The organism is Dyella flagellata (assembly GCF_030160275.1).
GTDB lineage: Bacteria > Pseudomonadota > Gammaproteobacteria > Xanthomonadales > Rhodanobacteraceae > Dyella_B > Dyella_B flagellata.
In genome coordinates this window covers 72696-98567 of record NZ_BSOA01000040.1, presented here as the reverse complement: position 1 = coordinate 98567, position 25872 = coordinate 72696, and the positions used below count along the sequence as shown (strand labels likewise).

Annotated in this window: 23 protein-coding genes; 14 read left to right on the top strand and 9 right to left on the bottom strand. The window is 63.9% G+C overall.

Annotated features, from left to right (window positions below; translation table 11 throughout):
* Nucleotides 1–130 precede the first annotated feature (130 nt).
* From QQJ96_RS16785 to gshB, 5 genes are all read right to left on the bottom strand, one after another.
* Entirely contained in the window at nucleotides 131–1057 is a 927-nt protein-coding gene (locus QQJ96_RS16785; RefSeq protein ID WP_284333169.1) for an aspartate carbamoyltransferase catalytic subunit, read from the bottom strand.
* 21 nt (nucleotides 1058–1078) lie between these two features.
* A complete protein-coding gene (gene ruvX, locus QQJ96_RS16780) occupies nucleotides 1079–1501 on the bottom strand; it encodes a Holliday junction resolvase RuvX (RefSeq protein ID WP_284333168.1) in 423 nt (140 codons plus the stop codon).
* Complete coding sequence (locus QQJ96_RS16775; RefSeq protein WP_284333167.1) at nucleotides 1498–2019, bottom strand: YqgE/AlgH family protein; 522 nt, start codon at nucleotides 2017–2019, stop codon at nucleotides 1498–1500. The genes ruvX and QQJ96_RS16775 overlap by 4 nt, the downstream gene beginning before the upstream one ends.
* Before the next feature lie 173 nt (nucleotides 2020–2192).
* Nucleotides 2193–3056, bottom strand: a complete 864-nt coding sequence (locus QQJ96_RS16770) for a TonB family protein (RefSeq protein WP_284333166.1) — start codon at nucleotides 3054–3056, stop codon at nucleotides 2193–2195.
* Nucleotides 3053–4021, bottom strand: a complete 969-nt coding sequence (gene gshB, locus QQJ96_RS16765; RefSeq protein ID WP_284333165.1) for a glutathione synthase — start codon at nucleotides 4019–4021, stop codon at nucleotides 3053–3055. The genes QQJ96_RS16770 and gshB overlap by 4 nt, the downstream gene beginning before the upstream one ends.
* A gap of 400 nt (nucleotides 4022–4421) precedes the next feature.
* Between gshB and pilG the strand changes: the two genes are divergently transcribed.
* The 7 genes from pilG to QQJ96_RS16730 all read left to right on the top strand — a co-directional run bounded on the left by pilG (nucleotide 4422) and on the right by QQJ96_RS16730 (nucleotide 16475).
* Entirely contained in the window at nucleotides 4422–4781 is a 360-nt protein-coding gene (pilG, locus tag QQJ96_RS16760; protein ID WP_404649099.1) for a twitching motility response regulator PilG, read from the top strand.
* A gap of 33 nt (nucleotides 4782–4814) precedes the next feature.
* Nucleotides 4815–5186, top strand: a complete 372-nt coding sequence (locus QQJ96_RS16755) for a response regulator (protein WP_284333163.1) — start codon at nucleotides 4815–4817, stop codon at nucleotides 5184–5186.
* A gap of 7 nt (nucleotides 5187–5193) precedes the next feature.
* Nucleotides 5194–5739 carry a chemotaxis protein CheW gene (locus QQJ96_RS16750; RefSeq protein ID WP_284333162.1) on the top strand — a complete coding sequence of 182 codons (546 nt, stop codon included), beginning with the start codon at nucleotides 5194–5196 and terminating at the stop codon, nucleotides 5737–5739.
* A 93-nt stretch (nucleotides 5740–5832) separates the two neighbouring features.
* Nucleotides 5833–7866, top strand: a complete 2034-nt coding sequence (locus tag QQJ96_RS16745) for a methyl-accepting chemotaxis protein (protein WP_284333161.1) — start codon at nucleotides 5833–5835, stop codon at nucleotides 7864–7866.
* A gap of 98 nt (nucleotides 7867–7964) precedes the next feature.
* Nucleotides 7965–14234: an Hpt domain-containing protein gene (locus QQJ96_RS16740; RefSeq protein ID WP_284333160.1), complete on the top strand. Its 6270-nt coding sequence runs from the start codon at nucleotides 7965–7967 to the stop codon at nucleotides 14232–14234.
* Nucleotides 14227–16002 (top strand): chemotaxis protein CheB, encoded by a 1776-nt coding sequence (locus QQJ96_RS16735; RefSeq protein WP_284333159.1) that lies wholly within the window; start codon nucleotides 14227–14229, stop codon nucleotides 16000–16002. Before QQJ96_RS16740 ends, QQJ96_RS16735 begins: the two co-directional genes overlap by 8 nt.
* On the top strand, nucleotides 15999–16475 hold the full coding sequence (locus tag QQJ96_RS16730) for a chemotaxis protein CheW (RefSeq protein ID WP_284333158.1): 477 nt from the start codon (nucleotides 15999–16001) through the stop codon (nucleotides 16473–16475). Before QQJ96_RS16735 ends, QQJ96_RS16730 begins: the two co-directional genes overlap by 4 nt.
* A gap of 83 nt (nucleotides 16476–16558) precedes the next feature.
* Here the strand turns inward: QQJ96_RS16730 and QQJ96_RS16725 are convergent, their stop codons facing one another.
* On the bottom strand, nucleotides 16559–17293 hold the full coding sequence (locus QQJ96_RS16725; RefSeq protein WP_284333157.1) for a 16S rRNA (uracil(1498)-N(3))-methyltransferase: 735 nt from the start codon (nucleotides 17291–17293) through the stop codon (nucleotides 16559–16561).
* 168 nt (nucleotides 17294–17461) lie between these two features.
* On the opposite strand from QQJ96_RS16725, the gene QQJ96_RS16720 reads away from it, so the two are divergent.
* Nucleotides 17462–17779 (top strand): hypothetical protein, encoded by a 318-nt coding sequence (locus QQJ96_RS16720; RefSeq protein ID WP_284333156.1) that lies wholly within the window; start codon nucleotides 17462–17464, stop codon nucleotides 17777–17779.
* Between the two features lie 46 nt (nucleotides 17780–17825).
* On the opposite strand, the gene QQJ96_RS16715 is transcribed toward QQJ96_RS16720, so the two are convergent.
* A complete protein-coding gene (locus tag QQJ96_RS16715) occupies nucleotides 17826–19187 on the bottom strand; it encodes an adenosylmethionine--8-amino-7-oxononanoate transaminase (RefSeq protein ID WP_284333155.1) in 1362 nt (453 codons plus the stop codon).
* Nucleotides 19188–19287: 100 nt separating this feature from the next.
* Here QQJ96_RS16715 and gspN point away from each other — a divergent pair, with 100 nt between their 5' ends.
* The 6 genes from gspN (at nucleotide 19288) to QQJ96_RS16685 (ending at nucleotide 23958) form a co-directional block, all read left to right on the top strand.
* Nucleotides 19288–20058: a type II secretion system protein N gene (gene gspN, locus QQJ96_RS16710; RefSeq protein WP_284333154.1), complete on the top strand. Its 771-nt coding sequence runs from the start codon at nucleotides 19288–19290 to the stop codon at nucleotides 20056–20058.
* On the top strand, nucleotides 20055–20837 hold the full coding sequence (locus tag QQJ96_RS16705) for an inositol monophosphatase family protein (RefSeq protein ID WP_284333153.1): 783 nt from the start codon (nucleotides 20055–20057) through the stop codon (nucleotides 20835–20837). The genes gspN and QQJ96_RS16705 overlap by 4 nt, the downstream gene beginning before the upstream one ends.
* Nucleotides 20838–20871: 34 nt before the next feature.
* Nucleotides 20872–21432 carry an ADP compounds hydrolase NudE gene (nudE, locus tag QQJ96_RS16700; RefSeq protein WP_284333152.1) on the top strand — a complete coding sequence of 187 codons (561 nt, stop codon included), beginning with the start codon at nucleotides 20872–20874 and terminating at the stop codon, nucleotides 21430–21432.
* Between the two features lie 5 nt (nucleotides 21433–21437).
* Nucleotides 21438–22250, top strand: coding sequence for a 3'(2'),5'-bisphosphate nucleotidase CysQ (gene cysQ, locus QQJ96_RS16695; RefSeq protein ID WP_284333151.1), 813 nt, complete (start codon nucleotides 21438–21440; stop codon nucleotides 22248–22250).
* Nucleotides 22247–23059, top strand: a complete 813-nt coding sequence (mazG, locus tag QQJ96_RS16690) for a nucleoside triphosphate pyrophosphohydrolase (RefSeq protein WP_284333150.1) — start codon at nucleotides 22247–22249, stop codon at nucleotides 23057–23059. The genes cysQ and mazG overlap by 4 nt, the downstream gene beginning before the upstream one ends.
* Nucleotides 23060–23193: 134 nt before the next feature.
* Nucleotides 23194–23958: a DUF4097 family beta strand repeat-containing protein gene (locus QQJ96_RS16685; protein ID WP_284333149.1), complete on the top strand. Its 765-nt coding sequence runs from the start codon at nucleotides 23194–23196 to the stop codon at nucleotides 23956–23958.
* Nucleotides 23959–23966: 8 nt separating this feature from the next.
* Here the strand turns inward: QQJ96_RS16685 and QQJ96_RS16680 are convergent, their stop codons facing one another.
* The gene (locus QQJ96_RS16680) at nucleotides 23967–25103 is read right to left on the bottom strand and encodes an SLC13 family permease (protein ID WP_284333148.1); all 1137 of its coding nucleotides are present in this window, start codon (nucleotides 25101–25103) and stop codon (nucleotides 23967–23969) included.
* 67 nt (nucleotides 25104–25170) lie between these two features.
* Entirely contained in the window at nucleotides 25171–25800 is a 630-nt protein-coding gene (locus tag QQJ96_RS16675; RefSeq protein WP_284333147.1) for a glutathione S-transferase family protein, read from the bottom strand.
* Between the last annotated feature and the right edge of the window lie 72 nt (nucleotides 25801–25872).

The following is a 25872-nucleotide window of genomic DNA, read 5'->3' as shown; positions in this document are numbered from 1 at the left end:
ACAGGCCAGCAAAGAAAAGTGACTCGGGCCCTTTAGGGTCCGAAAGCGCCGCAGGCAATGCAGCACGTTAGCGACATGCAGCAACAGTGCGATCAGGGGGGATGTTGGGGGTCACCCCCCAACTCCGCCCTCAGCGGGCGAGCATCTCGCCCAACACCGCCATCCTCACGAACACACCGTTGCCCACTTGCTCCAGGATGCGCGACTGCGGCCCGTCCGCCACTTCCGGCGCGATTTCGATGCCGCGATTGAGCGGGCCTGGATGCATCACCAGGCAGCCGCGCGCGGCTGACGCGAGGCGGCGGCTGTCCAGGCCGTATTCGCGGAAATAGGCGGCTTCGTCCGGCAACTCGATGCTTGCCATGCGCTCCTTCTGCAGGCGCAGCGTGATCGCCACGTCGGCGCCTTCGATGGCCTGGTCGAAGTTGTCGTAGAACTTGCAGGTGGGAAATTCGTGTTGGTCGGGCATCAGCGAGGCGGGGCCGCACAGGCGGATTTCCTTTGCTCCCAGCTTGGTGAAGGCATGCACGTCGGAACGCGCTACGCGCGAGTGTTTCACGTCGCCGCAGATCACCACGGTGAGTTCGCTGAAATCCGGCCGGTGCTGGCGGATGGTCAGCGCGTCGAGCAGGCCTTGCGTGGGATGAGCGCGATTGCCATCGCCTGCATTGACCACCGACACGCCGCTCATTGCGTGGCGTACCAGTTCATCGGGTGTACCTGACACCTTGTGGCGCACGATGATGGCGTCCAGGTGCATCGCTTCGAGCGTGTGCAAGGTATCGAACAGTTCCTCGCCTTTTGCCGTGGAGGAGTAGCCGATATCGAAATTGATCACGTCGGCCCCGAGCCGGCGCGCAGCCAGTTCGAACGAGGTGCGCGTGCGGGTGGACGGTTCGAAGAACAGGTTCAGAATGGTGCGCCCGTTGAGCAGGTCCAGCTTGCGCGTACCGTGCGCACAGGCGTCACGCATGGTGATGGCGCGGTCCAGCAGTCGCTCAATACAGTCGCGCGGCAGGTTTTCGAGCGTGGTGAGGTGGCGCAGGCGTGAGAACATGGCAAGGGTCTTTGGGTGTTGTTATGCGGCTTCGTGCAACCAGCGTTCGAGGATCACCGCGGCGGCTTCGGCATCGAGTTGTGCGGCGTCGCGGCGGCGTTTCATGCCCACGGAGCGTGCTTGGGCAAAACGCTCCGCGGCTTCAAGGGAGCTGTGGCGTTCGTCCACCATGGCCACCGGCACACGGTAGCGTTCGCGTAGGCGTTCGGCGAAACGGCGCGCACGCTTGCTCGCGGCCTGTTCTTCACCGTCGAGGGTAAGCGGCAGGCCTACCACGAAGCTGTCGGGCAGCCACTCGCCGCGCAACGCATCCAGGGCCGTCCAATCGGGCGCGTCCTCGCGCATGGCGATGGTGGCGATGGCGCGGGCACTCGCGGTGACACGATTGCCGACCGCGACGCCGATGTACTTGCTGCCGACGTCGAAGCCAAGCACGCAACTCATGCGTGACCCGCGTAGCCGGGGAGCTGCAGGGGATCAATGCCGACCAGGCCGGCGGCGGCGCTCCAGCGTTCCTCCAGCGGGGTGTGGAAGATCACCCGTTCGCTGGCCTCGGCGGTGAGCCAGGTGTTGTCCTTTAGCTCTTGCTCGAGCTGACCGGCTCCCCAGCCCGAATAGCCCAGCGCCATCAGCGCCAGGCGAGGGCCTTCGCCGGCGGCCATCGCCACCAGGATGTCGCGCGAGGTGGTCACCGACCAGCCGCCGTTGATGCGGTAGCTCGACTCCCAATGCCCGTGCTCGCGATGCAGCACGAAGCCGCGCTCCTGCTGCACGGGGCCGCCGATCAGCACCGGCGCGTCGATCAGCTCCGGGTCGTTGCAGTTGAGCTTCATCTGCGCCAGCACGTCGCCGAAGCGGTACTCCGAGAGCTGGTTGACCAACAGCCCCACTGCACCGTCCTCGTCATGCTGGCAGACGAAGGCCACGCCGCGCGAAAACGGCGGCTCGGTCAAGCTGGGCATGGCGATCAAAAATTGACCAGCGAGGGACTGGGGAGATTTGGTCTGCATGGTGACCATTGTAAGCGCTGTGCGTGATGGCGTCTGCGGCAAACAAGGACGGCAGTATCGCGCTAGGCGGTGTTATCGCCGTGTTATCGCTGGCATTTCCTCTACCGGGGGAGGAAATGCGAACATCATCGCGTCTTCAATACATCCCCAGGCTGAAACTGCCAGGTCCGCGTGATGTACAGGATATCGACCTTTTCCTTGCTGTCCGGCGGCAGCGGCGGAAAGGGTGCGCACAGCTTCACGATCGCGATCGCCGCCTTGTCGATGATGCTGTAGCCGGAGCTTTGCGTGACATCGATGCTGTTGATGCTGCCGTCCCGGTTCAGCCCTACGGTGAGGATCACGTCGCCGTGCAGGTGCTGGTCGCGCGCCTGCTGCGGGTAGTTCAGGTTGCCCACGCGCTCGATGCGGTCGACCCAGCCGCGCATGTAGGCGGCGTAGGCGTATTCCTTGGTGTTGGCCGAGATGAATTTCTTGTGCGGGCGCTTGGCATAAGCCTGGGATTGCTGGCGTACTTCGGCGGCGAGTTGCGCCGCCTCCTGAGCCAGGCGCGCTTCATCGGCGGCAGCTTCCGTGGTGTCGCGGGCATCCTTGGCGCTGTCGCTGTTGACGCTGAAGCCGGCTTGCCCGGTTGTAGTAAGCATGCGCTGGTCGGTCGCTTGCTGAGGCGATGGGGTCGCCGCCGTAACCGGCCGCGGTGCCGTACCCTGGCTGGGTAGGGGCAGCAGCCCTGAATAGGGCTGCGACGGGCGCTGCGCCTTGTCGCTCTCGCCGCCGCCCTTGTTGTTGGCCTGGGCCAGGAAATCGGCCTTGTCCGGGGCTTCGCTGTTGGCGACGTTCACCAGCGTCACGTCCAGCGTGGGCAGGGCCGGGCGCGTCGCCACATAGCTGACACCGATGCCGAATAGCAGCAGGCCATGCACCAGCAGCGAAAAGACGAAGGTGGCCCCGATCTTGTTGTCGCCGGGACGGCGGGCTACAGCATTCACGCGAGAGTTGGCCTGGCCTCAAGGGCGTCAAAAAGCATCCCTGCGATATTAAGCCCGAACTGTTTGTCCAGTTCGCGAGCACAAGTCGGCGATGTGACGTTGATCTCGGTCAGATAGTCGCCGATCACGTCCAGCCCTACGAAGCGCAGGCCGCGGCGGCGCAATTCAGGGCCGACCTCGGCGGCGATCCAGCGATCGCGATCGCTCAGCGGCACGCCCTCGCCACGGCCGCCCGCCGCAAGGTTGCCGCGGAATTCGTCGCCCTGGGGGATGCGTGCGAGGGCGTAGGGCACCGGTTCGCCGTCGATCATCAGGATGCGCTTGTCGCCGGCGCTGATCTGCGGAATGAATTTCTGCGCCATTGCGAACTGGCGGCCCTGGCCGTGCGAATCGCCCTGAACCAGGGTTTCCAGCATGGAGTTAAGGTTCTTGTCGCCCGACTGCACGCGGAAGATGCCGCGTCCGCCCATGCCGTCCAGCGGCTTGAGCACCGCGTCGCCGTGTTCGGCTACGAAGCGGCGCAGCTCGGCCGGATCGCGCGCCACCAGGGTCGGTGCCATGCATTGCGGGAAGTGCAGGGCGAAAATCTTCTCGTTGCAGTCGCGCAGCGCACGCGGATCGTTCACCACCTGCACGCCGGCGTGTTGGGCTATGTCCAGCACCAGGGTGTCGTAGACGAACTGCGGGTCGACCGGCGGGTCCTTGCGTAGCAGTACTGTGTCCAGCTCGCGCAGATCGGTCCAGCGGGCTTCGCCGAGGGTGTACCAGCCGGCCGGGTCTTCCTTCACGCTGAGCGGGCGCAGTTTTGCCCAGGGCGCACCGTCGCGCAGGGCCAGGTCGCCCTGTTCCATGTAGTAGAGCTGGTGGCCGCGGCGCTGGGCTTCCAGCAACAGGGCGAAGCTCGTGTCCTTGGCGATCTTGATGCTGCCGATGGGGTCCATCAGCACGGCGACCGAACGGGGCATGGCGGTTCCGCTAGGGAGTGGGGCGTGCATGTTCGCCGAGGTGGTCGGGAACTCACAAGGGTGGGCATGCGCAAATTTGGGCAGGTGCAGGACTCTCCCTTGTCGGAAGCTGTCACTGTGCGTCTTTATTTCACATTTGTGTTCGCGGTTTGGATGGTAAGCGCTCCCGCCACAACGATTTTTCCTTGACGGAAGAGCGGCCAGGCAGTAAACAGCAACAGAGGAGCGCCCGACATAGATCGGGCACCCAAAGAACAGCTTGAGCAGGAATTTTTCATCTGCGTCCGGTGAGTGGCCCGTTTGCTGCTTGTCGGATGACGTACCTGAGCCTGGGGCAGGCAGCAGGGGGGGTTAAGTGAACTTGAATGTAGCTACGAACGGCCTGGCCGGTCTAAAGGTCATGGTGATTGACGATTCCAAGACCATCCGCCGCACGGCGGAAACCTTGCTGAAGAAAGAAGGCTGCGAGGTGCTTACCGCCGTCGACGGCTTCGAGGCGCTGGCCAAAATCTCCGACCAGAAGCCAGCCATCATCTTCGTGGACATCATGATGCCGCGGCTGGATGGTTATCAGACCTGCGCTCTCATCAAGAACAATCCGCAATTTCGTGCGACGCCAGTGATCATGCTGAGTTCGAAGGACGGCCTGTTCGACAAGGCGCGCGGCCGCATTGTCGGCGCGGAGCAGTACCTTACCAAGCCGTTCACTCGCGACGAATTGCTTGGAGCCATTCATCGACACGTTGCCACTACGGTCTGAAGGCTCGTGATAATTAGCTCTAAAGGGGGAGCCGTGGCCAATATCCTCATCATCGACGATTCACCCACCGACGTGCGCGTGTTTTCCATGCTGCTGGAACGGGCCGGGCATCGCGTTGACTCTGTTAACAATGCCGAGGACGGCATCGAGCGCGTGCGCGCCACCAAGCCGGACCTCGTCATCATGGACGTCATCATGCCGGGCATGAATGGCTTCCAGGCCACGCGCACGCTTACGCGCGATCCTGCCACCGCCCATGTACCGATCGTGATCATCACCACCAAGTCGATGGAGACCGATCGCGTGTGGGGCATGCGCCAGGGTGCCAAGGCCTTCATCACCAAGCCGGTGAACGAGAAGGAACTGCTTTCATGCATCAACGAGCTGCTGCCGAAGGCAGCGTGAGGCGGGCATGACTGTATCGGCCGCCCAGTCGCCGTTTGAGATCCTGGCCCGCTACGAGCGGCTTTCGCTCGCGCACGCATCCGGCACGCAGGAGCGTTTCGAAGCGCCGGGTTTGTGGCGTGGTATCGGCTATCGCGCCGGCAGCTACCTGTTCGTGAGCGCGATCGACGAGATCAACGAACTGCTGGCAGTGCCAACGCTGACGCCGGTACCCGGAACCAAGCCGTGGTTGCTGGGTGTGGCGAACGTGCGCGGCAATCTGATGCCGGTAGTGGATATGGCCCGCTTCCTGTTCAGCGAGCGTACGCTGCATTCCGAGCGCGCGCGTCTGCTGGTGGTTCGCCAGGGCAGCGGCAGCGTCGCACTGCTGGTGGATGAGGTATTCGGTCAGCGTACGGTGGATGCGGAACAGCGCCGTGACGCCGAGCGCGAGGACGATCCTCGCCTGACGCGTTTCGTTGAGGACCGGGTGGAAGTGGACGGGCAGCGGCTGGCGCTGTTCAGCATGGGCAGGCTGGTTCGCGCGCCCGATTTCCGCCAGGCGGCCACCTGATGATGGGCGGCTGGCTGGTGCGAGCGGTACCCGGTGAAATTCTTGACCGACACGTTTGGCGTGTCGGTGCAGTAGACGGATGAGGTGAAGAACATGAGCATTACAGGGGGCGTCGGCAAGGAACGGGGATATACCATCCTGATCGTCTTGCTGGTGGTTTCGATCGGTTTCGCGGCCGTCGACTTCGTCTTACTCAACCTCAAGAACGGCGAAGACCGCCAGGCGATCGCGTTGACCACGCAGATCCAGGTGCTGTCGCAGCAGACGGCCAAGTACGCGCTGGAAGCTTCCGGTGGTAACCCCGATTCGTTCGCCGAACTCGAAAACGCGCGCGACACCATCGATTCTGCCGTGCAGCGCCTGGTCAATGGCGACACCAAGACCGGCATGAAGCCGTATGCCGACAAGAACGCGTCGACTACCGGCCGTTCCGTCAGCAAGCTGGCCGATGCCTGGAAGCAGCTCGATCACGACATCGGCAAGATCCTTTCCAACAAGGCGGTGGTGCTCGATTCGACGCAGCGCGCCGACGATCTTTCCAAGCAGTTGCCGTTGCTCAACTCCAACATGGAGCAGGTGGTCAACATCCTGCAGCAGCGCAAGGGCACCAGCGCGGACGAGATGCTGGGCGCCTCGCGCCAGATGTTGACGGCCGACCGCGTCATCCGCCGCGTGCAGGAAGTGCTGCAGGGCGGCGAATCGGCCCAGGCATCCGCCGACGGCCTTTCACGCGACGCGCAGAACTACGGTGAAGTGCTGAAGGGCCTGCTGCAAGGCAACCAGAGCATGGGCGTGCAGCAGCTGGGCGACGCCAATGCGCGCAAGATCCTGTCGCAGATGCAGGGCGAGTGGGACAAGCTCAGCGATCCGGTCACCAAGTTGGCGGCCGCCGCCAGCAATCTGGCCGAAGTGAAGAGCGCAGGCAACCAGGCTTCGCTGGATTCGCAGAACGTGCTGCTGCGCGCGAACGACCTGGCCGAACAGATCGGTCAGCTGCCGGTGCGCCGCCTGTTCCCGAACGTGGGCTGGGGCGTGGTCGGTGCGCTAGGCGCCGTGGCCTTCGCCATCCTGCTGGTTATCCAACTGGTGGGCGACCAGCGCCGCCGCTTCCGTGAGAGTACCGAGCTGAACCAGCGTAACCAGGAGGCGATCATGCGCCTGCTGGACGAAATGGGTTCGCTCGCCGAAGGTGACCTGACCGTAAAAACCACCGTGTCCGAGGACATCACCGGCGCGATCGCCGACTCGGTGAACTACGCTATCGACGAATTGCGCACCCTGGTGACGACGATCAACGAAACCTCCGAGCAGGTGTCGTCCTCGGCGCAGGAAACGCAGACCACCGCGCGCCACCTCGCCGACGCGGCGAAGGCGCAGGCGCATCGCATCAGCACGGCGACCACCGCGATCAACCAGATCGCCAGTTCGATGGACGATGTGTCCAAGAACTCCGCCGAATCGGCCGATGTGGCCGAGCGCTCGGTGCAAATCGCTTCGCGTGGCGCCGAAGTGGTGCGCGAAACCATCTCGGGCATGGACTCGATTCGCGACCAGATCCAGGAAACGTCCAAGCGTATCAAGCGCCTGGGTGAATCCTCGCAGGAAATCGGCTCGATCGTGGAACTGATCAACGACATCGCCGAGCAGACCAACATCCTCGCCCTGAACGCTGCCATCCAGGCGGCTTCGGCGGGTGAGGCGGGCCGAGGCTTCGCGGTGGTGGCGGACGAAGTACAGCGCCTTGCGGAGCGTTCCGCGAGCGCCACGAAGCGAATCGAAACGCTGGTACAGACGATTCAGTCCGATACCAACGAGGCGGTGAACTCGATGGAACAGACCACCGCCGAAGTGGTGGCCGGTGCCCGCAAGGCCGAGGACGCCGGCAGCGCACTGGGCGACATCGAGCGCGTATCGCACGATTTGTCCGCGCTGATTCAGAACATTTCCGCCGCTGCGCGCCAGCAGTCGATCGCTGCGACGGATATTTCTCAATCCATGAACGCGATTCAGGAGATCACCTCGCAGACGTCGCAGGGCGCGAGCCAGACGGCGGAATCGATTGGTTATCTGGCTCAGCTGGCAAGTGACCTGCGCCGTTCGGTGGCGCACTTCAAGTTGCCGGGTTGAGACGGTTGATGCTGGATTTAAGTGTTATTAGGCATTCACGAGAGGGCAGCCTCGACGGTTGTGTCAGCGCGCAAGAGCGCAGCCGCTGAGGGGGGCGCATGAGACTTCAAGACCACATCGATTTCACCACGCTCCAGTGGGTCAAGCCCGAGCTTGACGAGACGCTTGCGCTCGCACGACAGGCGCTGGAGTCCTACGTGGACAATCCCGGCGATCGCGACGTCATGCGCGGCTGTGCCGACAACCTGCACCAGGTGCAAGGCACCTTGCGCATGGTCGAGCTGTACGGTGCGGCGATGGTTGCCGAGGAGATGGAGACGCTCGCGATCTCCTTGCTCGAAGACCACATACGCAATCGCGAGGACGCCTACGCCGCGCTGATGCGCGGCTTGATGCAGTTGCCGGATTACCTTGAGCGTCTGTCCAGCGGCCATCGCGATGTGCCGGTGGTGCTGCTGCCGTTGCTCAACGAGCTGCGCGCCAGCCGTGAACAGGAAGCGCTGAGTGAAGCGGCGTTGTTTACGCCCAATCTGGAGGTGCCGCTGCCGCCACAGGCGCCGGCCGCCGCCGGCCCGGTCGATGTCCAGCGCCGCAAGAGCGAGGTCAATGAACTGCGCCTGCGGTTCCAACAGCAATTGCTTGCCTGGTTCCGCGGCCAGGGCGGTTCGCAGCAGTTGACCGGCATGCGCAACGCGCTCAATGCGATCGCCGCGCGCTGCAGCACCGTGCCGGGTCGCCGCTTGTGGTGGATCACCGCCGGTGTGCTGGAAGGCCTCGACCAGGGCATGCTCAAGGCTTATGCCGCCGACGTGCGTCAGTTGATCGGCAAGGTCGATCGCAGCATTCGCCAGCTGATCGAGCAGGGCGAAGACGCCATGCAGGGTGGTGACGCGGACGATCTCGCGCGCAAGCTGCTGTACATCGTGGCGCAGTCCAAGCAACGCAGCCCGCAGATGCAGCAGCTTGCGCAGACGTACAACCTCGACAGCCTGATGCCCGAGGCCAGCGAGGTCGAACACGCGCGCGGCTCCATGGCCGGCCACAATCGCGCGCTGCTCGATTCGGTTGCGCGCGCGTTGAAGGATGACCTGTTGCGCGTAAAGGAAGCGCTGGACCTGTTCCTGCGTCAAAGCGACGCCGACCCCGCCCAGCTAGGTGCCCAGGCCGAATTGCTGGAGCGCGTCGGCGATACGCTCGGCATGCTCGCGCTCAATGTGCCGCGCCGCGTGGTGAACGAACAGCGGCGCGTGCTGGAAGAAGTCGCCAACCGCCTGCGCAGTCCCGACGAGGAGTCGCTGCTCGACGTGGCCGGCGCACTGCTCTATGTGGAAGCGTCGCTGGACGACCACATCGAGAGCCTGGGTGCGGAAACGCAGCCAGAGGAAGAACACAAGGTGACGATGCTGCCGCGCAGTGAGGCGCGGCACATCCTCGCCACGCTGATGAGCGAAGCCGTCACCAACACCGGCAAGGTCAAGAACGGTATCGTCGCGTTCGTCGAATCGGGCTGGCAGCACGAGCAGCTGGTCGGCATGCCGGAGCTGATGGACGAAGTAGCCGGCGCGATGCGCATGCTGTCTTCGCCGCGTTCGGCGCAGATCGCCGAGGGCGTGGGCCGCTTTATCGGCAACGAACTGTGCATCGACAAGCGCATTCCCAGCAGCGCGCAAATGGATCAGCTCGCCGATGCCCTGGCGGCGTTGGAGTACTACCTCGAAGCGGCAAGCGAACACCGCGGCGGCCTTGAGCATGTGCTGGACGTGGCCGAACACAGCCTGGGTGGCCTGGGCTACTGGCCGCCGCCGCTGCCCAAGGCGGCGCCGGAAAGCGTACCCGAAGCCGCTGCTCCGGCTGCGGTTCCAGCTCCGGCGGATGCATTCGCGCCGGCATCGATGCCTGCGCTCAGCGAGTCGGTCACCGTCGCGCATGGCGATGACGCAAGCGCCTTGTTCGTCGGCAGCAGTGAGACACCAGCCCCGATCGCACATGACGTTACCGGGCTGCACTTGGCCGAAACCGAGCCGCACGCACCTGCGCTGATGGCCCAGGAAGGCGAAGACTGGATCGAGATCGAAGAAGAAGTCGAAGAGCAGGTGTCCGGCGTTGATCCGCTGGCCGCCACCGCCGGCTTCCAGACCACCACTGAAGGCATCGACGACGACATACGAGAGATCTTCCTGGAGGAAATGCAGGAAGAGATCAACAACCTGCGCCAAGCGCAGCAGGCGTGGATGGTCGATCCTACGCAGGCCGCCGAGCTCACGCCGATCCGCCGCTCGTTCCACACGCTCAAGGGTTCGGGCCGGTTGGTCGGTGCCGCCGTGCTGGGCGAATTCGCGTGGCGTGTGGAAAACATGCTCAATCGCGTGCTGGATGGCACCATCGCGCCGCACGCCGGCGTGCAGGCGGTGGTTGGCCACGCCATCGATGCTTTGCCGCAGTTGTACTCCGCGTTGAAGGATGGCACCGTACCCATGGCGCCGCTCACCGGCATCATGCAGGCGGCCGATCATCTTGCCGCCGGCGAACAGGCCAGCGTGGAGCAGTTTGCTACCAGCGGTACCCAGACCGTACGTCATATGGTGCGTCGCCGCGTGCCGCGTGTGTCGGCCGAAACGATTCCCACCGCCACGCATACCGAGCATTCGGTTGCCGCCGCGCAGCCGTTCGATGTGGTCGTGCCGGCCACCGAAGTGCTCGAAGCGCCGGTACTCCCGCCGGTCGATCCGGTTCTGCTGGAAATCCTGCGTAGCGAAGTGGCGCAGTACCTGCAGACCATCCGCAATGCGGTGACCTTCGCTGAGGGCGATCTGCCGGTCGAAGATGGCCTGCTGCGCGCCGTGCACACCCTGCATGGCGCCATCGCGATGGTCGACATTCCGGTGCTGATTCAGCTGCTGTCGCCATTGGAAAGCCTGCTCAAGCGCCTGCGCGCAGTGGGTGAACCGCTGTCGGGCGAAGGTGTGCGCCTGTTGCGCCAGAGCGCGAACGTGGTCGACGAAGTCATGGCGCAGTTCGACGCTGCGCATCCGCAGTTGCCGGATGCTTCGGCGATCATTGCGCGCCTCGCCGAACTGCGCGATCACCAGCCCGAACCGCAGATGGCGCACGTGGTGTTCGAGCCGCATGCCGCCGAACCGACACCGCTTGAGCCGCCGGCTCCGGTGCAGCTTGCCGAACCGGTTGCACACCAGGAAGAAGAGCAGGCTCCCGTTGCCGCCGAGCAGCAGGATGAAGAGCCGGCGCCCTCTAGCGTTGAACTGCCAACCGAAGCTCCTGTGGCCGCAGGGGATGATTACACCGCCGAGCTGCTCGAAGCGCTTGCGGCGGAGGAGCCGGTCGAAGCCGAGCCGGCATCCCCTCATCGCGAACCCGAGCCTAGCGCCGAAGACATGGAGTTCGCCGAGCTGTTGGCCAGCCTGGAAGCGCTGGAGCCCGAACGCGCCGCTGACGAGCCGGGGACCGAAGAGCCGGCGCCGATCGAGCATCCACTGGAATTCGATCACGCGGTCGCGAACGAACTGCTCGACGAGCCGGTGCACGAGGAATCCGTGCATGCACCCGTCGACGAGCCGGCGCCCGAAGCAACGCCTGCCGTTGAACCGGAGGCACCTGAGCATGACTTGGAGCACGCTGCCGAGGCGCCTTCCGACGAGTCTGTCGAAGAACCGGTCGCCGAGGCTCCGCTGCACGAAGAGCTGCCTGCAGAACCGGTCGCCGAGGCTTCGCTGCACGAAGAGCTGCCTGCAGAGCCGGTTGCCGGGGCTCCGCTGCACGAAGAGCTGCCTGCAGAGCCGGTTGCCAGGGCTCCGCTGCACGAAGAGCTACCTGCAGAGCCGGTTGCTGAGACTCCGCATCACGAAGATCTGATTGCAGAGCCGGTCGCCGAGGCTTCACAGCACGAGGAGCCGGTTGCGTCGGAAGCGCCGATCCAACATCAACCGGTGGAACGCGTGCCGGCCGGCGAGCTGATGAGCTTCGGCCACATCGATCCGGACTTGCTGGAAATCTTCAGCGAGGAAGCGCGCGAGATTCTCGACGATGCCGACGGTACGCTGGCGAAATGGCACGCCGAGCCGACCGATGTTTCGCACATGGCCGGTCTCTTGCGTGCGCTGCACACCCTCAAGGGCGGTGCGCGCATCGCGGGCGTCACGCCGGTGGGCGATCTCAGCCACGCGCTGGAAAGCCTGCTGGAACGCTCGCATGGCATTGATCCGAGCAAGACCGTTCCGCTGATCGGTACGCTGGAGGCCGCGTTCGACGAGATGCATGGCCTGGTGCAGCGAGTTTCGCAAGGCAAGTCGATTGCGTATCCGCACGCCATGGTTGCGCATCTGCAGGGTGGCGGACAGGAGCCGCTAGCACCTGTCGCCGAAGCTCCGACCTCGGCACCTGAGCCCGCACCCGTCGCTGTGGCGCCGGCACCGGCTGCGCCGGCAAGCCTGGAAGAGCTGCCTTCGCTATTGCCGGTCGAAGACCAGTCGCAAGCCGAGGAGGCGGGACGCACCGCGCTGGAACAGATCCGCGTACGCGCGGAACTGCTCGACAGCCTGGTGAATCACGCTGGCGAGGTGGCGATCTACCGTTCGCGCCTGGAGCAGCAAGTATCGGCTTACCGCTTCAACCTGGTCGAACTCGAACAGACTGTATCGCGTCTGCGCAGCCAGCTGCGCATGCTGGAAATCGAAACCGAAGCGCAGATCATTGCGCGCTTCCAGCGCGAACACCGCGAAGGCGGTATGAGCGTGTTCGATCCGCTCGAACTCGATCGTTTCTCGCAATTGCAACAGTATTCGCGCGCACTGGCCGAATCGGTATCTGACTTGGTGTCGATCCAGGGCATGCTGGACGAGCTGACCCGCCAGGCCGAAACCTTGCTGATCCAGCAGTCACGAGTAAGCTCGGAACTGCAGGAAGGCCTGCTGCGCACCCGCATGCTGCCGTTCGACACCATGGTGCCGAACCTGCGCCGCACGCTGCGTCAGGCAGCGCAGGAAGAAGGCAAGAAAGCGCAGCTGTATGTGGAAGGCGCGCACGGCGAAATGGATCGCAACCTGCTCGACCGTATCAAGGCGCCGTTCGAGCACATGCTGCGCAACGCCGTCGCGCACGGTATCGAGGTGCCGCAAGAGCGCCTGAAGGCGGGCAAGCCGGAAGAAGGCTCGGTACGCATACGCGTAGCGCGCGAAGCTACCGAAGTAGTGATTCGCGTCAGCGACGACGGCCGCGGCCTGGATCGCGAAGCGATCCGCAGGCGCGCGATCGAACGTGGCCTGATCCGTCCGGAAACGCGCTTGTCCGACGACCAGTTGCTGGCACTGATCACGCAGACCGGCTTCTCCACCGCCAGCACCGTCACTCAGCTCGCCGGCCGTGGCGTGGGCATGGACGTGGTGGCCAGCGAGATCAAGTCATTGGGTGGTTCGCTCGCGATCGAGTCGCGCCAAGGCGAAGGCACCACCTTCGTGCTGCGTCTGCCGTTCACACTCGCGGTAACCCAGGCGATCCTGGTGCGCATCGGCGAGTCCACTTTCGCCATCCCGATGACTTCGGTGCAGGGCGTCGCGCGCATCAGCCCGGAAGAATTGGCCGAGCGCCTGGCGCAGGACAACCCGCAGTTCGACTACAACGGCGAGGAGCACGCGGTCCATGACCTGGCCGGGTTGCTTGGCTTGGTCCCGGGCATCAGCGATGAAGAGCAATTGCCGCTGCTGCTGACCCGTTCAGGCGAACTGCGCGCCGCGATCCGTGTCGACGCCGTCATCGGTTCGCGCGAAATCGTGGTGAAGTCGGTCGGCCCGCAGGTGAGTTCGGTGCCCGGCATCCTGGGCGCCACCATCATGGGCGACGGCTCGGTATTGGTGATTCTCGATCTCGCGCCGCTGGTGCGTCATGGCCTGGCCCGTCGCGAACAGCGTCTGGCCGAAGGTCTGGATCACGCCACGACGGCGCCGGCGGTCGAAGAACAACGCGTGCGCCCGCTGGTCATGGTGGTGGACGATTCGATCACCATGCGCAAGGTCACCGGCCGCGTGCTCGAACGCCACGAATACGAGGTTGAAACCGCAAAGGACGGCCTGGATGCGCTGGAAAAGCTGCACGAGCGGGTCCCGGACCTGATGCTGCTGGACATCGAAATGCCACGCATGGACGGCTACGAGCTGGCGACGCAGATGAAGGCCGATCCGCGCCTGTGCCAGGTGCCGATCATCATGATCACTTCGCGTACCGGCGAGAAGCACCGCCAGCGCGCCTTCGACATCGGCGTGGAACGGTACCTCGGCAAGCCCTACCAGGAAGCCGAATTGCTGGCGCAGATAGGCGAAGTATTGGAGCAACACGCGCAGGAGCCGGTGAATGAGTGATAAGGTCGTTGCGGTCGCGCTGTTGTTCGATGACGCCGAGCTAGGTGGTCATCTGCGCACCGCACTCTCCGAGCATGGCGCCCGGATTGCACACGAAGGTCCGATCAGCAGCTTCGATGTCGCCAAATTGCGGCAAGCCGGCGTCGATGTGCTGGTGGTCAACCTGGACGATTCGGTGGACGACACCGCGCTCGACCTGATCTACGAGCTGGTCGCCACCGGTGACATCCCTGTGGTGTTCAATGACGCCCAAGCCAGCCGCGGCCTGGACGGCTGGGATCGCGCGCGCTGGGCGCGCCACCTGGCCGCGAAGACCCTCAACGAGGACACCATCGATCCGCCGCGCCCCGAGCATGCGCAGGCGGTGACGCCGCCATCCGCCGCGCCGCAGTCCGAATCTTCTGCCGAAGCCGTCGCAGCGGCCGAGCCGGTTAGCGTGCAGGAGCCGACGCAGGTCGTGCCGGCTCAGTCCGAAGCCCCGGCGGAACCCGTGGCGGCGGTCGCTTCGGTAGAGGATGCCGAGCCGGCGCCGAGCCAGACCGCGCTGGCGGATTTGCTGCAACAACCCGACGAGACGTCGGTTCGGCGGGAAACATCCTCGGACTCGCTGGCGGCCGAACTGGAAGCCCTGCTCGCCGATGACAAATCCGTCGAACACTCCTCCGAAAGCGAATTCGGGTCGCTGAAATTCAAGGCGGAAGACGAGCTGCCGCCGCTGCACGACGGCGATTTCGGCTGGCAGGATCCGGCGCAGATCGAGCCGGAGCTGCATGATGAGATCCCTACTTCGCCCGGGTTTGCCCCGGCGCCTGCACCGGCCCCCGCGCCTGTGCCTGCGCCAGCGCGCATGGAAGCTCCGGCGTTCAACATCAATCTGGATCATCTGTCGCTTGCTTCGCTCGACGAAGAGTTCACCCCGCCGGTGATCGAAAAGGCCACGCTGGCGCAGCAGACGTCCGCGCCGCTCGTGCCGGAATGGGGCTTCGTGGAAGAACACGAGCACGCACCGGCTGGCGACAAGGCGGCGCCCGGCCTCGAAAAGCTCAGCGCCGCTGACTACTTGGCGCCGGACGTAGAGTTTCTGGAACACGAATCACCAGTCGAGCCGGGCATGAGCCTGGAGCTGGTGTCGATGGAAGACGCCATCGCGCCCGAAGGCGAATATCAGCCGTTCGAGTCGCACCTGCACGAACTGGATACGGCCTTCTCGCGCTTGCTGGTGCTGGGAGCGGCCCGCGATAGCGGAGCCTCGCTGAACGCCTTTCTCGGCGCACTGCCGGGCGGCCTGAAGCTGCCGATTCTGCTCACTCAGCACCACGCCAACGAAGCGCTCGAACAGATGCTTGTCGGGTTAGCGACAGGCTCCAGTTTGCCGGTCAAGGTGGCCACTGCCGGTATGCGCGCCCGCTCCGGCGAAGTAGTGGTGGTACCGCGTGGGCAACAGGTGCGTATCACCCGCGATGGCCGGGTGGAGATCAGCGCCGCCAACGATGATGCCGGTGGGCAGTCGCCTTCGATCGACAGCAGCTTCACCATGGCCGCCAATGTGTTCGGACGCGGCGCGCTGGCCATCGTGTTTGCCGGCCAGGCTACCGATGCCGTGGCGGGCGCCCAGGCGATCCACGATCGCGGTGGGCAAGTGTGGGTGGAGGCATCCGCCAGTGATCACTATGCCGACATGGTCAACGGCGTGATGGCCGAGCGCCTGGCCAGTTTTTCCGGCTCGCCGCAAGAACTCGCGGTGCGTCTGGTGGAGGACTTACAATGAGTGAACAGCCGCTACCCCGCGAAATCCGCTGTGTGCTGGTGCCGGTTGGCAACCTGCGCCTGCTGCTACCCAACGCCACCGTGGCCGAAGTAATCACCTTCGCCGCTCCCGAACCTGTAGCCGGTGCCCCGGAGTGGCTACTCGGCCGCATCGCATGGCGTGGCTGGCGCGTGCCTCTGGTTTCGTTCACCAAGCTGGCCGGCGCTGAAGAAGGCGATGCGGAGCTCAGCGTGCGTGTGGCAGTACTCAAAGCGCTGGGCGACAATCCGGATGTGCCTTTCGTGGCGGTGGTCACCCAGGGTTTTCCGCGCCTGACCACGCTGAATGCCGAGCTGATCATTCCCACGCATGACGGCAAGCCGTTGCCGCAGGGCGTGAAGGCGCAGGTGCTGGTACGCGACGATATTGCAGTGATTCCGGATCTCGAGGGGATCGAGCATGAGGTGACGGAGCTGCTGCGGCAGGCGGGTTGATCCGCCGCACGATCCAGGCGTGTAGGCTGGGACGACAATCCCAGCTTCGGCGGCAAGCGTATTGCTGGGATTGCCATCCCCGCCTACAAATCTCCGTGTAGTGCCTGCAACGCAGCCAGCGCAGCCAGTCCAGCCGTTTCCGTGCGCAAAATCCGCGGTCCCAGCCGCAGGCCCTGAAAGCCCGCTTCGCGTAACGCCGCAACATCGCGCTCCCCCAGCCCGCCTTCCGGTCCAACCACCAGCAATCCCCCGGCATCGCCAAAACGCACTTCGCGCGCCCGCAGCGTGCCTTCAGGCAGCAAGGCCAGACGTTGCGAACCGTCACCGTGCAAGTCTTCCAGCCAGGTCTGCAGCACCTGCGCAGGCATGATTTCTGGAATGTGCCCGCGCCCGCTCTGTTCGCAAGCGCTGGCTGCTACAGCGCGCCAATGCTGCCAGCGCTTTTCCGCGCGCGCGGCATCCAGTTTTACTTCGGAACGCTCGGTAAACAGCGGCACGATGCGGGCTACGCCAAGTTCGGTGGCCTTCTGCACGATCAGATCCATCTTTTCACCCCGCGCAACCGCTTGTGCCAGGGTCAATCGAAGCGCAGATTCGTTCGCAATTTCCTCGCAGGCGTCGATGCGAACGATGACCTCGCGCTTGCTGACCCTGACCAGGGTGGCGGCGTAGTCAAAGCCATCGCCGTTGAAGACTGTCAGCGCGTCGCCCACGTCCATGCGCAGTACGCGCGCCACATGCTCGGCGGCCTGCGCAGGCAGCAGCAATTCGGCGGCAAGTGTCAGCGGGTAGTCAATGTGAATGCGGGTGGTTCGCATAAGCTTTCGATCGATAGCGGGCCATGCAGCATACCGCCTGACCTCCCTACGGTTCAGCCATCTGAATGAACGACTTGCGGTCGACCCTTGCGGTGGACCTTGCCTGGGATCAGCATGGTCTCACCTACGAGGCTCGTTTTCTCCCCCCAGCGAGCAAGGAGGTTTGCCATGTTCAGGTTGCTTGTTTGTGCAGTGCTGGCGCTTGGTACGGCGGCGGCGTTCGCCGCTCCCCAGAGCGAGACTCCATCAGATCAGCACACGTCCTCATCGTCCAAGACCGTGTCGCGCTCGCCGCTCAAACCGGGCGATCGCGGGTGTATCCGTGACACCGGCAGTCTGATCAAGCCCAAACCGGGCGAATGCCTGCCGGTCGCGGGCCGTTCCTATTCCAAGCAGGATATCGACAACACCGGCGAAACGAGGCTTGGGCCGGCCTTGGAGCGGCTGGATCCGGCTGTGACAGTACAGGGCGGCGGCGGTCATTGAGCCTGGCGCACGCGTAGGCTAGGGTCCCTTGGGCGCTCACCCTGGCCTACGCTACGGCGTGGGTGATTCCCTCGATCGCCACGTCAACCAGATGGTCGATCTCGCCTTCGCTCACCACATAAGGCGGCATGAAATAGATCACGTTGCCCAGTGGCCGCAACAATGCGCCGCGTTCCAGTCCATGCAAGAAAACGCGTAGCCCGCGTCGTTCCTCGGAGGGAAACGCACGCCGGGTCGCTTTTTCGGCCACCAGTTCCAGCGCAGCGATCATTCCGGATTGCCGCACGTCGGCTACGTTCGGATGGTCGCGCAGCGGCGCAAGTCGCGCTGCTAGATGTGCAGCCAGTGCGCGATTGCGCTCCAGCACCGGTTCATCGCGAAAAATGTTCAAGGTTTCCAGCGCTGCCCGGCAGGCAAGCGGATTGCCGGTGTAACTGTGCGAGTGCAGGAATGCCTTGCCGGCGTTGTATTCGGCATAGAACGCGTCATACACCTGCTGCGTCGTCAATACCGCCGAGAGCGGCAAGGTGCCACCGGTCAATCCCTTGGACAGGCACATGAAGTCCGGCGCGATATGGGCCTGCTCGCAGGCGAACAGAGTACCTGTGCGGCCGAAGCCCACGGCGATTTCATCGGCGATCAAGTGCACGTCGTATTGATCGCAAAGCGCGCGCAAACCGCTCAGGTAAGCAGGGTGATGCATGCGCATGCCGCCTGCACATTGCACCAGCGGCTCCACGATTACTGCGCAGGTTTCATGCGAGTGGCGTTCCAGCAACGCGCGCATTGCTTCCAGGCGGCGCGTGGCGACGTGATCGGGCAATTCACCAGGCTCGCCTGCATACGCATCGGGTGAAGGCGCCAGTATGGGGGTGAGCAGCAAAGGCGCATAAGTCTTGCGATACAGCGCCACATCGCTCACGGACAACGCGCCAAGCGTTTCGCCATGGTAGCTGCCAGTGAGCGCGATGAAACGCGTCCTCTCGCCGTGGCCCTGGTTGAGCCAGTAGTGGAAGCTCATCTTCAGCGCTACTTCGATGGCGGCCGAGCCGTTGTCGGCAAAAAAGACCTTCTCCAGGCCTGGCGGGGTGAGCGCCACCAGCCGTTCGGCCAATTCGATCGCTACCGGATGCGTGAAGCCGGCAAAAATCACATGTTCGAGGGTCTGCGCCTGTTCGGCCAGCGCCGCGGCAATGCGGGGATTGGCGTGACCGAAGAGGTTGGTCCACCAGGAACTGATGCCGTCCAGGTAGCGTCGCCCACCCGCATCGATCAGCCAGGCGCCTTCGCCCCGCACGATCGGCACCATGGGGACATGCCGGTGATCGTGCATCTGGGTGCAAGGGTGCCAGATATGGCGCAGGTCGCGCCGGGCAAGTTCGGCATTCGCGTGGGACTCATCAATCATCCGGCTATGATCGAGGTGGTCATGCCGCCGTTCAACCCTTGTCTGACGTATGGAAGGGGCCGGCGGCGTGCAGAAGTTGTAGCGTGCAGCAGGAACATTGATGAAGCGTTGGTTTTCAATCCTGGTCATAGTCGTACTTGCCCTTGGGGCGCTAGTCTGGTTCATCCCCGCGAGCTGGGCCTTGCCGCTGTTGCAAACGCAATGGCGTGGCGTGCGGATGGAAGGCGTCACGGGAATATTGTGGGAAGGCCGTGCGCAGCAGGTTTCGATAGCAGATGGCCCTCCGCTGGGCAGCCTTGCCTGGGTTCTTTCTCGCCGCGCCTTGCTGGGCGACCTTCAAGCGAGCGTGGATCTGCGCCAGCCGCAGTTGCAGTTGCAGGGCCGCGTGCGTCGTGTTTCTTCCGCGCAATGGGATTTGCGCGATGTCACGCTGCACATGGATATGGCGATGCTCGGCATGCAACCGTGGTTGCGGGGGCAGCCGCGAGGACAGTTCGACCTGCAGGCGCCGCAAGCGCAACTGCGCAGCGTCTGGCCGGTACAGCTGGATGCCACCGGCACTTGGTCGCAGGCCGCCGTCCATACCGCACAAGGCGATATCCCGCTGGGAACGGTGATGCTGGCGGTCACCGGCCAATCCGGGGCGCTGCAGGGAACCCTCAGCGATGACGGCAGCGGTGCGGTGCAGACGGCTGGACGGCTGGCTCTCAGCCCGCTTGGCTGGGACCTGCAACTGCGGCTTGTCCCGCGCAACGATGATCCGGCCACATTGAGCTGGCTGCGCAGCTTGGGCACGCCGAAGGCGGACGGCACGCTCGAACTCCGCTATCGTGGCGGTTTGGCCCAATGGAACCCTGCGATCAAGCGATGAACGAGCAGCGATGGGAGGTGGCGCTGAAAGCCGCGCGAGAAGCAGCCGATGCGGCTGCCGAAGTGATTCGCCATTACTGGCGCCGTGGCGTGGAGGTGGAGCTCAAATCCGATGCCACGCCGGTGACGGTCGCCGACCGCGAGGCCGAGCAGGCCATCCGCCGCATTCTGGCCCAGGCCTTACCGGGTGCGGCGATCTACGGCGAGGAGTTCGGCCTGGACAACAGCGGCAGCGATTTGCTCTGGCTGGTCGATCCGCTCGATGGCACCAAGAGCTTCGTGCGCCGGACGCCATTTTTCTCCACGCAAATCGCGCTTATGCAGCGGGGCGAACTGGTGCTGGGCGTATCGAGCGCGCCGGTGTACGGCGAAACGATGTGGGCGAGCAGCGGCGGCGGTACCTGGTTCAATGGCGAGCGCATGCACGTGGCGCCCACCGCGGAAATGGCGCAGGCATCCCTCTCCATCGGCAACGTCAAGACGCTCACCGGCGACGCACGCTGGCAAGCACTGGGAGCCATGATCCGCGACAGCAACCGCATCCGTGGCTATGGCGATTTCTGCCATTACCACCTGCTGGCGCGCGGTAGCCTGGACCTGGTGATCGAGTCGGACGTAAACATCCTGGATGTCGCGGCATTGGCGGTGATCGTACGCGAGGCCGGTGGGGTGTTCACCGATCTTGAGGGCAAGCCGTTGAACCTCGATACGCGCAGCGTACTGGCCGGTACGCCAGCGCTTCATGCGCAAGCGCTCGCGCGACTCGCCCTTGAATCCTGAGGAGCGGTAACGAAAGCCGGTTACAATCCCGCCCATGCCACCTCGCTATCCCATCATCCACGCGACGCGCGACCTGGACACCAGCCGTTTCCTGCACGCGGAACAGGTGGACCTGGAATTTTCCAATGGCGAACACCGCACCTACGAACGACTCAAGGGCCACGGCCTGGGCGCGGTCATCATCGTGCCGATGCTGGACGATGAAACCGTACTGCTGGTGCGCGAGTATGGCGTAGGCTTGGACCGCTACGAACTGGGCCTGCCCAAAGGCCGGCTGGACCAGGACGAAACGGTGGAGCAGGGCGCCGACCGCGAGCTGAAGGAAGAAGTCGGCTACGGCGCGCGCAAGTTGAAGATTCTGCATAGCCTTTCGCTATCGCCGGCGTACATGACGCATATGGCGCATGTGGTGCTGGCGCAGGATCTCTACCCCGAGCGCCTTGAGGGCGACGAGCCCGAGCCGCTCGAAGTGGTGCCCTGGAAACTTTCCGATCTGCATACCCTGGTCGCGCGGGACGATGTCACCGAAGGCCGTTCCATCGCGGCGCTGTTCCTGGCGCGCGAATACCTCGCCGGACGCTTCCAACGCACGTGAGCACCATGCCCGATCATTCCCTGCTGCTCGAAGTCGGCCGGCTGGCACGCCGGGCCGGCGAAGCCATCATGGACGTTTATCGCCAAGACTTCGACGTAGAGATCAAGGCCGACTGCTCGCCACTCACAGCGGCCGACCTGGCCGCGCAAAAGGTCATTGCCGCGGGCCTGGCGCAGCTAGAGCCGTTGCTGCCCATGGTGTCGGAGGAGGCGAGCCAGTTACCGTGGCAAGAGCGCCGCGCATGGTCGCGCTACTGGCTGGTTGACCCGCTCGACGGAACGCGTGAATTCGTCAAGCGCAACGGTGAATTCACTGTCAACATCGCGCTGGTCGAGAACGGCAGGCCGGTGCTGGGCGTGGTGCTGGCGCCGGTTACCGAAGAACTCTTCGCCGCCGCGCGCGGACATGGCGCATGGTGGCAGGTTCGGCCTGATGGCGAGTGGGAGCGCATTTCCACGCGCGCTCTGGCCAACCCACCAGTGGCAGCCGGCAGCCGTTCGCATGGCGGCGCGTCGGAATTGACACTGCGCCGTTTGCTTGGCGAGGAATACCAGTTGCACGCGCTGGGTTCTTCGCTGAAGTTCTGCCTGATCGCGCGCGGCTCAGCTGACGTCTACCTGCGCCGCGGTCCCACCAGCGAATGGGATACCGCCGCCGCGCAATGCGTGCTGGAAGAGGCCGGTGGTGCAGTGCTCGATCTGACCGGCAAGCCGTTGCACTACAACCGCGGCGAATCGCTGATCAATCCGGAATTCCTGGCCGTGGGCGACGCCGGCATCGACTGGCCCGCGCGACTGCGCGAAGCGGAATTGCCATGAGCACGGCCACGCGCCACAGCCTGGCCGACTTGCTTGCCATCATGGCGCGCCTGCGCGATCCCGAGCAGGGTTGCCCCTGGGATTTGCAACAGGATTTCAGCAGCATCGCGGCCTACACCGTCGAAGAAGCCTACGAAGTTGCTGACGCCATCGACCGCAAGGACTGGCACGACCTGCGCGACGAACTGGGTGATCTGCTACTGCAAGTGGTGTTCCACTCGCAGATGGCGCAAGAACAGGGCTTGTTTGATTTCAACGACGTGGCGCACGCGATCAGCGAAAAGATGCTGCGCCGGCATCCGCATGTGTTCGGAGACGTCAGCTATGCGGATGTGGAAGAGCAGAAGCGTGCCTGGGAAGAGATCAAGAGCGCCGAGCGCGTGGCCAAAGGCACCGCACCCGACGACAGCACGCTGGCCGGTGTCTCGCGCGGGCAGCCGGAGTGGCAGCGCGCACTGAAGCTGCAGCAGCGTGCCGCCACAGTCGGCTTCGACTGGCCCGACCATCGGCCGGTGATCGACAAGCTGCACGAGGAACTGGCTGAAGTCGCGGCCGAATTCGACGCTGGTGCCGATCCGGCCCGGCTGGAAGACGAGATTGGCGACGTGCTGTTCGTGGCCGTGAACCTGGCGCGCCATGCCCAGGTGGATTTCGTGCGGGCCTTGAAGCATGCCAATGCCAAGTTCGAGCGGCGCTTCCGGCGCATGGAGCAACTGGCGGCTACGGAGGGGGCGCCGCTGGCTACGCAGGGCCTGGTGGAGCAGGAAGCGCTATGGCGGCGAGCCAAGGCAGAAGAACGTAGCGCGTAGGCTGGGATGGCAATCCCAGCATCCGGATGCCGTGTGGAAAGCTGGGATTGTCATCCCAGCCTACGCGCTGGGTGGTTTTCAACCTTTTTATCACTAACTGCATCCAAAGCATTCGAACACACAGGAGATTTCGTATGCGCCAACTGCTCGCTTTACTCGCCCTGCTGCCGCTGGCCGCCACCGCCGCCGATTGTCGCTACAGCGCCTCCCGCAACCTGCACGAAGACCTTGCCGGCATACGCGGCGTGCAAGTCGAATTGCACAGTCACGACATGCACCTTATGGGCGACGGCAATGCCAATGCGCTGGAACTCACCGGTCGCGCCTGTGCCTCGTCGCAATCGGCCTTGGATACGCTGCAGGTGACTTCACATCGCGAGGGCGATCAGCTCATCGTCGATGTGGACGGCCACGGCCTCAGCGCCAGCCTGTTTGGTATTTCCTATGCGTATCTGGACGTACAGCTGAAGCTTCCCGCGAACATGCCGGTCAGCGTCAACACCGGCTCCGGTGACGCTTATGTCTCAGGCTTGGCGCAGTTGAACGCGCAGACCGGCTCGGGCGACCTGCATGTCGATCGCATCAGCGGCGAGGTCTACGCCACGGCGGGCTCGGGCGACGTGGAGATTTCCGATGTGGGCAGCCTCAGGGTCGGTTCGGTTGGCTCGGGTGACCTCAAGGCACGTTCGGTGCACAAGGACGTACAGATCGGCAGCGTCGGGTCTGGCGACGTGACGCTGGAAAACGTGGGCGGCAGCGTGACCGTGGACACTATCGGTTCCGGCGATCTGGTAGTGCGGGAAGTACGTGGCAATTTGACCGTACGCGCCAAAGGTAGCGGCGACGTGACCCAAAGCGGGATCGGCGGCAAGGTGAGCGTTCCGCACGACGACGACTGAATGGAGTTTCAGGCCAGCAGCCGCGTCAAGCCATATACCAGCATCGCACATAGCAGCAGGAAGGGCAGCGACACTTGATGAAACAGCCGCATTCCATGCGGCTGTTTTGCCAGGCGCAGGGCGATCAGGTTGGCTAGCGAGCCGATCGCCACGCCAAAACCGCCCACGTTCACCGCGATGGCCAGAGCGATCGCATCCGGTGCGCGATCCAGCAGCAATACCGTGGCTGGCACGTTGCTGATCAGCTGCGAACTGACGATGCCACCTAGATACAGTGTTAGTGGTTGCTTGAAATCGATTTTCCCAAGCACGTGATCCACGACGGGCAGCGCGGCGAAGTGGCCCAGCCCGAGAAAGATCGCGGCAAAGGTCGCCATCAGCAGCCAGTCGACATGTTTCAGCGTGGGCCAGGACCACAGCGCGAACGGAATCACCAGCAGCAAGGCGCCAAGCGGTGCGTGGCCGCTTTCCATCATCGCCACCATCAAGGCGAGCGCAAGGACGGAAAACATTGCCATCGGTGCCGAAATGCGATGGCCATCGAACTTTTCCGCTTGCAGTTCAACGCGCTCCTTCGGCATCCAGCACCAGGTGAGCGTTGCCACCAGCACGAACATCACCGCAGCCGTGGGAAACAGGCCGGCTACGAATCGAAAGAACGGCATTGCCGCATGCTGCCAGATCAGCAGGTTCTGCGGATTGCCGATCGGGCTGAGCGTCGATCCAGCATTCACCGCCAGCGCCTCCAGCACGGCCATGCGCAGGATCGGCAGATTGGACATGCCACCGATGGCGAGCGTCAACGGCACCATCAGGAACAGGCTTACGTCATTGGTGAGCACCATCGACAGCACGGCGGTCATGCTCACCAGTAACAGGCCGACGCCTCGCAGAGAATGCATGCGCGCGACCAGCAAGCCGGCCACGCGCTGCACCAGGCCGCTGTCGCGAATGCCCTGGATGGAGATCATCAGTCCCAGCAGGCCGCACAGGGTAGGCAACTGCAGCCAGACCTGATGACGAGACCACGGTTGTGGATCGATGCAGGCGAGCACCACGGTAAGCGCGGTGAAGAGCAGCAGCAGGAACTCGTGCTTGAGGCGGTCGCACCAGGTTTGGGTGGCGGAGGTTTGGATGGCAATCATCCTTGCGGTCGAAGGAATTTGTACTGTCGCGAGGAACCACTCCGCTGCCAGGAGCAGGGGCAGATGCTCACCACTCCTTCAAGCTTTCCAATTCATACAGCTTCTTCCAGCTCGGCCGCGCGCGCACCATATCCGCTTGCCGTTTCAGCGCGGGCCACTCGGTGGCGGGACGCGGCATATTGCGTGACCACCGCATCAGCATGGTCAGCAGCAGATCGACGCCGGAAAATTCCTTGCCGAGCAGATACGGCCCGTGCGCGGAAAGATGCGCCTCGATCCGCTCCCACAGGCCTTCGATCTTGTGCTGTATGGCGGTGCGGATTTCCGGTGGCGATTCCTGATGTCCCAGTTCTTGCGGATAAAACCAGAACCGGTAGGTGGACATCAGCGCGTTGCTGAGGAAAACCGTCCACTGCAACCACTGTTCGCGTTCCGGTGTGCCCGACGGCGGAATCAGCTTGGCTTCCGGATGACGCTCGGCCAGGATGATCAGCAGCGCACCCGATTCGTACACCGCGCGACCATCGATGATCAGCGTAGGTACTTTGCCGCCCGGATTGAGCTTCAAGTACTCGTCGTCGAATTGTTCCTGCTTTTCGATATCCACCAATTTGAGCTGGTAGGGCACGCCGATTTCGAGCAGCGCCAGATGCACGACCATGCTTGCCGTGGCGGGGGAGTAGTACAGGGTGTACATGGGCGGTCCTGGTCAGGGAGGGACATGCATCGTATCGCATGGCCGCGCCCTCTCCCCTGTGGGGAGAAGGAG

What these genes read in the sequence shown, in the direction of transcription:
- QQJ96_RS16785 (WP_284333169.1), bottom strand. Translation starts at nt 1,057, where the DNA reads ATGTTCTCACGCCTGCGCCACCTCACCACGCTCGAAAACCTGCCGCGC.
- ruvX (WP_284333168.1), bottom strand. Translation starts at nt 1,501, where the DNA reads ATGAGTTGCGTGCTTGGCTTCGACGTCGGCAGCAAGTACATCGGCGTC.
- QQJ96_RS16775 (WP_284333167.1), bottom strand. Translation starts at nt 2,019, where the DNA reads ATGCCCAGCTTGACCGAGCCGCCGTTTTCGCGCGGCGTGGCCTTCGTC.
- gshB (WP_284333165.1), bottom strand. Translation starts at nt 4,021, where the DNA reads ATGCCCCGTTCGGTCGCCGTGCTGATGGACCCCATCGGCAGCATCAAG.
- pilG (WP_404649099.1), top strand. Translation starts at nt 4,422, where the DNA reads ATGGTGATTGACGATTCCAAGACCATCCGCCGCACGGCGGAAACCTTG.
- QQJ96_RS16750 (WP_284333162.1), top strand. Translation starts at nt 5,194, where the DNA reads ATGACTGTATCGGCCGCCCAGTCGCCGTTTGAGATCCTGGCCCGCTAC.
- QQJ96_RS16745 (WP_284333161.1), top strand. Translation starts at nt 5,833, where the DNA reads ATGAGCATTACAGGGGGCGTCGGCAAGGAACGGGGATATACCATCCTG.
- QQJ96_RS16740 (WP_284333160.1), top strand. Translation starts at nt 7,965, where the DNA reads ATGAGACTTCAAGACCACATCGATTTCACCACGCTCCAGTGGGTCAAG.
- QQJ96_RS16735 (WP_284333159.1), top strand. Translation starts at nt 14,227, where the DNA reads ATGAGTGATAAGGTCGTTGCGGTCGCGCTGTTGTTCGATGACGCCGAG.
- QQJ96_RS16730 (WP_284333158.1), top strand. Translation starts at nt 15,999, where the DNA reads ATGAGTGAACAGCCGCTACCCCGCGAAATCCGCTGTGTGCTGGTGCCG.
- QQJ96_RS16725 (WP_284333157.1), bottom strand. Translation starts at nt 17,293, where the DNA reads ATGCGAACCACCCGCATTCACATTGACTACCCGCTGACACTTGCCGCC.
- QQJ96_RS16720 (WP_284333156.1), top strand. Translation starts at nt 17,462, where the DNA reads ATGTTCAGGTTGCTTGTTTGTGCAGTGCTGGCGCTTGGTACGGCGGCG.
- QQJ96_RS16715 (WP_284333155.1), bottom strand. Translation starts at nt 19,187, where the DNA reads ATGATTGATGAGTCCCACGCGAATGCCGAACTTGCCCGGCGCGACCTG.
- gspN (WP_284333154.1), top strand. Translation starts at nt 19,288, where the DNA reads ATGAAGCGTTGGTTTTCAATCCTGGTCATAGTCGTACTTGCCCTTGGG.
- QQJ96_RS16705 (WP_284333153.1), top strand. Translation starts at nt 20,055, where the DNA reads ATGAACGAGCAGCGATGGGAGGTGGCGCTGAAAGCCGCGCGAGAAGCA.
- nudE (WP_284333152.1), top strand. Translation starts at nt 20,872, where the DNA reads ATGCCACCTCGCTATCCCATCATCCACGCGACGCGCGACCTGGACACC.
- cysQ (WP_284333151.1), top strand. Translation starts at nt 21,438, where the DNA reads ATGCCCGATCATTCCCTGCTGCTCGAAGTCGGCCGGCTGGCACGCCGG.
- mazG (WP_284333150.1), top strand. Translation starts at nt 22,247, where the DNA reads ATGAGCACGGCCACGCGCCACAGCCTGGCCGACTTGCTTGCCATCATG.
- QQJ96_RS16685 (WP_284333149.1), top strand. Translation starts at nt 23,194, where the DNA reads ATGCGCCAACTGCTCGCTTTACTCGCCCTGCTGCCGCTGGCCGCCACC.
- QQJ96_RS16680 (WP_284333148.1), bottom strand. Translation starts at nt 25,103, where the DNA reads ATGATTGCCATCCAAACCTCCGCCACCCAAACCTGGTGCGACCGCCTC.
- QQJ96_RS16675 (WP_284333147.1), bottom strand. Translation starts at nt 25,800, where the DNA reads ATGTACACCCTGTACTACTCCCCCGCCACGGCAAGCATGGTCGTGCAT.